4 protein-coding genes are annotated in these 4,164 nt (G+C 47.7%); 1 reads left to right on the forward strand and 3 read right to left on the reverse strand.

All coding sequences use genetic code 11. The annotated features are described in order from the left end of the window. A partial coding sequence (locus tag GY683_RS01140; RefSeq protein WP_297287005.1) for a YgcG family protein occupies positions 1 to 1,089 on the reverse strand: 1,089 nt, incomplete at its 3' end. A 1-nt stretch (position 1,090) separates the two neighbouring features. After that, on the reverse strand, positions 1,091 to 1,756 hold the full coding sequence (locus GY683_RS01145; protein ID WP_297287006.1) for a LemA family protein: 666 nt from the start codon (positions 1,754 to 1,756) through the stop codon (positions 1,091 to 1,093). A gap of 423 nt (positions 1,757 to 2,179) precedes the next feature. Here GY683_RS01145 and GY683_RS01150 point away from each other — a divergent pair, with 423 nt between their 5' ends. Then, a complete protein-coding gene (locus GY683_RS01150) occupies positions 2,180 to 3,688 on the forward strand; it encodes a sodium:alanine symporter family protein (protein ID WP_297287007.1) in 1,509 nt (502 codons plus the stop codon). Between the two features lie 101 nt (positions 3,689 to 3,789). On the opposite strand, the gene GY683_RS01155 is transcribed toward GY683_RS01150, so the two are convergent. After that, positions 3,790 to 4,164, reverse strand: a 375-nt coding sequence (locus tag GY683_RS01155; RefSeq protein ID WP_297287008.1) for a thioredoxin domain-containing protein, incomplete at its 5' end; no start/stop codon positions are given.

A 4,164-nucleotide genomic window follows, 5' to 3' on the forward strand; every position in this document is an offset into this window, starting at 1 on the left:
AAAGCCGCCACCACCGCGTCCACCTCTACCACCGCGACCGCCGCCAGACCCGCCTTTGAAGAACAATAGGATCAGCCAAAGCACAATGGCAATCGGTATAACCATAAAGCCAGCACCCGCCATCATACCCATGAAGCCAACACCGCCAGCTGCGATGGTCGCCCCAAGCACCCTACCGAATATCGATGACAAAAAGGTACCAAAAATAAAGCCAATAATCAGCAGACCGAACAGCGATACACTCTCTTCACCAAAATTCTCTTCTTCTTGGATTGCAGCATCAGCACGTTTCAGCGTCTCAGGGTCAGCACGCAGGCGCTCGCCAATACTGGCAATGCCGGCGGACAAACCTTGAGCATACTGCCCGCTCTTAAAGGCGGGTGTAATGTCTTGGCGAATGATGCGCTTTAAGGCTGCATCTGGCAATACGCCCTCTAGCCCATAGCCTGTCAAGATGTACAAATCTCGATCATTAATCGCAACAACGATTAAAAGACCCTCGTCGGTGTCTTTTTTGCCCAGTTGCCAGCGATCAGCAACCGCCATCGCATAGTCAAAGATTGGCATGCCCTCGGTGCTCGGGATAATAACAAGGGCCGCCTGAGCAAGGTTATCATTATATAGTGCGCGCAGCTGGTCGGAGAGATGAGCTTTTTCGCTTGCGCTCAAGATACGTGCTGCATCCACGACAGGCTCATTTAGAATGAGCTTATCATGGGTAACGCTTGGTGCGCTTGAAGTGGTCGGTGTCTGAGCTGTGGCAACTGCTCCATTATCGGAACCCTCATCACTCATCTCATCGGTGAAATCACGCACCGATTCAGTCAATGGCGATAATGGCTCGCCTGCCGTTCTTAGCGTGTCGTTAATCGCGCCATTACGTGCGACGACGACGGCCGCAAGATCGTCTTCGCTTGCAGCTTGGGCGGTGGCGGTTGCCGTGGCAGTATTCGCCGTGGCTGTATTTGCACTATTTGCCAAGGCTACCGATGACAGACAGGCACCTAATAAGGCAGTCGCACTTAGACGAGCCGCCCTATCTAATAGGCTAAGATTAAAATTACCGCTGTTATTTGGCACATCCGCCATTTTATTGTCCTGACGTCGCTGTGCCTGTGTTCGTGCCTGTTGCTGCGCCCGATGCGGCAGGTGCTGCACCATTATCAAAATTCACTGTCGGTGCAGTTGAGATTTGACGCTCATTCTCAACGGTGAAGTTGGCTTTTGGATCCATGCCAAACACCATGGCCGTTAGGTTCGTTGGGAACTGACGCACGGTGGTGTTATAACCTTGAACGTCTTGGATATAACGCTGACGAGCCACTGTGATACGATTCTCGGTGCCTTCTAGCTGAGCTTGTAGATCTTGGAACATCGCATCAGCTTTAAGGTCAGGATAACGCTCAGAGATTGCCATCAGACGAGATAACGCACCCGTCATCTGCGCTTGAGCTTCTTGGTATTGCTTCATCGCATTTGGATCGTTTAGTGTCTCAGGTGTAATCTGAACACTGCCTGCGGCTGCACGCGCTGATGCCACTTCAGTGAACACTTCTCTTTCGTGCTCAGCATAGCGCTGTACGACAGCAACCAAGTTCGGTACAAGGTCAGCACGGCGCTGATACTGGTTCACCACCTCAGACCATGATGCGGTTACTTGCTCATCTTGGGCTTGTAGGGTGTTATAACCACAACCAGACAGGCTTAGCGAGCTTGCTAATAATGCAGCAACGGTAAGTTTTTTGAAATTTTTCATGTTTTTTCCTTACAAATAGAAATAAAGTCAATCTTGGCGTTCAACTTAAGCAGACTTATGTCAAAAATCGCCAAACTTAGCAGTATAATGACAAGCTTAAGCCAAAAATACAAGCAAAACCGTCCAAATCTTACACAAGCACAACACAATCGTTAAACTTGCAAAAACTTTATTGACAAACCTCAATAAATTGCGCCAAAATTACTCAAATTCAAGCCAATTAGTATAAATTTCATCCAAAAATCAAGCTTTTTTGTAAAAAAATACCCCATAATTGAAAATTTTACTGGCAATTGTTGCGAAATTATGGCAAATTGCAATATTAAGTTCACGCCACATCTGTTTAGTCAATGCTTTATTCTTCATTGACGGGTGCGAATGTCGATTTTTATTTTATGTTTTCCAACGGGCTGAGGAATAGTGATGGAAAATTTTATTAATACGTTAAATGGTATTATCTGGAGTCCTGCACTGGTATATCTATGCTTAGGTGCAGGCTTGTTTTATTCAATCATGACTCGTTTCGTGCAAGTTCGCATGATCCGAGAAATGGTTAATCTGATGTTCAGCAAGACCAAATCAGCTGACGGTATCTCATCTTTCCAAGCATTCGTGGTGGCACTTGCCAACCGTGTCGGTGTGGGTAACATCGCAGGTGTGGCAGCAGCGATTGGCTTTGGTGGTCCTTCAGCGGTATTTTGGATGTGGGTTGTGGCGTTCTTGGGCGCTTCTACTGCATACGCAGAAAGTACCCTAGCACAGATCTATAAAGAGCGTGATCCGATCACAGGTCAATACCGTGGTGGCCCTGCTTATTATTTTGAAAAAGGCTTGGGTCAAAAATGGTACGCCATCCTATTCGCCATCGCAGCCATCATCTCTTGTGGTGTCTTCTTGCCTGGTGTGCAGGCGAACGGTGTCGTTAGTGCGGTTACTCGTATCACAGGCGATGGCGCGATGATGAACTTCGCTGGCATCGATGTCGGTACTAACCGCGTTATCGTGATGGCAGTTGTTGTGGCATTATTGGCAGTAATTGTTATCGGTGGTATTAAGCGTATCGCACGCGTGGCAGAGATGGTTGTGCCTTTAATGGCATTGGGCTACATCATTCTAGCGCTCATCATCATGGTAACGAACCTTGACAAGATCCCTGGGGTATTTGGGCTTATCATGAGTGACATCCTTAACCCAATGGCAGGTCTAGGTGCAGCGATTGGCTGGGGTGTTAAGCGCGGTGTATATTCCAACGAAGCTGGCCAAGGTACAGGTCCTCACCACGCAGGCGCGGCAGAAGTTCAGCACCCTGCTCAGCAAGGTCTAGTACAAGCATTCTCCGTATATGTAGATACCCTACTGGTGTGTTCAGCGACTGCCTTTATGATTTTGACCATGGGCACCTATAACGTTCAAAACGAGAAAACCAAAGAGTTCATCGTTCAAAACGTCGATCCTAGCATCGCAGAAATCGGCACGCCTGCCTTCACGCAGATGGCGCTTGAGACTACTTTTGGTTCATATGGTAACCACTTCATCGCCGTTGCGATTTTCTTCTTTGCCTTCACTACGATCTTGGCGTACTACTACATCGCTGAGGTGAACGTGGCTTACCTAACACGTCGCATGACTGCCGGTACTCAGAAGCTGGCTGCATGGTTCCCAAAAATCAGCGTTCTACTGCTTGTTGCCTATGGCAGTTTAAACAGCGCAGGCTACATCTGGAACATGGGTGACATCGGCGTTGGTATGACTGCATGGCTAAACATCGTTGGCATCCTGCTAATGTTCGCATTCATGTCTAAGCCTACACTTAATGCCCTTCGCGACTATGAAGAGCAGAAGAAAGCAGGTGTTACGAACTATACCTTCGACCCTGTTAAGCTTGGCATCAAAGGCGCAACCTTCTGGGAAGATCGCCTAAAGAATAAATAATCGTTGATTGCCCATTAAGCCCTGTTCATACAGGGCTTAATTTTTGCGCAGAGATTAAGAGATTAAAAAACCACCATAATTACTATGGTGGTTTTTGTTGATTAGAAGTTCGCTAAGGCAGTTTCAAATTCAGCTCGCTTGGTCTGCCCCAGCATGATGTTGTGTAGCTTGCCTTTTTGGTAGAATATCAACGCAGGTGGGCCCATGAGCTGATAACGATCCAGTAGCGCTCGACCATCATCGGTGACCTCCGTGATGTCAAATTTAACCACTTGAACATCATTCAAAGCTTCTGGGCGGTCTGTAAATAATTCACGCTCCATGATGCGACATTCTACACACCAATCAGCCGTTAGATCAATCAGCACCTTATCATGACTCGCCAGAATCGCATCAAGCTCGTCGATCGTCGTGATGTGTTTATCAGCATGGACTACCGTTGATGCCTTCATCGCAGACAGCGGTCGCCACGCATC

This window comes from Moraxella sp. (genome assembly GCF_024227015.1).
Lineage (GTDB): Bacteria > Pseudomonadota > Gammaproteobacteria > Pseudomonadales > Moraxellaceae > Moraxella.

Bases quoted from the DNA above. Each gene is read 5' to 3' on its own strand.
- GY683_RS01150 (WP_297287007.1), top strand. From the start codon at position 2,180: ATGGAAAATTTTATTAATACGTTAAATGGTATTATCTGGAGTCCTGCA.
- GY683_RS01145 (WP_297287006.1), bottom strand. From the start codon at position 1,756: ATGAAAAATTTCAAAAAACTTACCGTTGCTGCATTATTAGCAAGCTCG.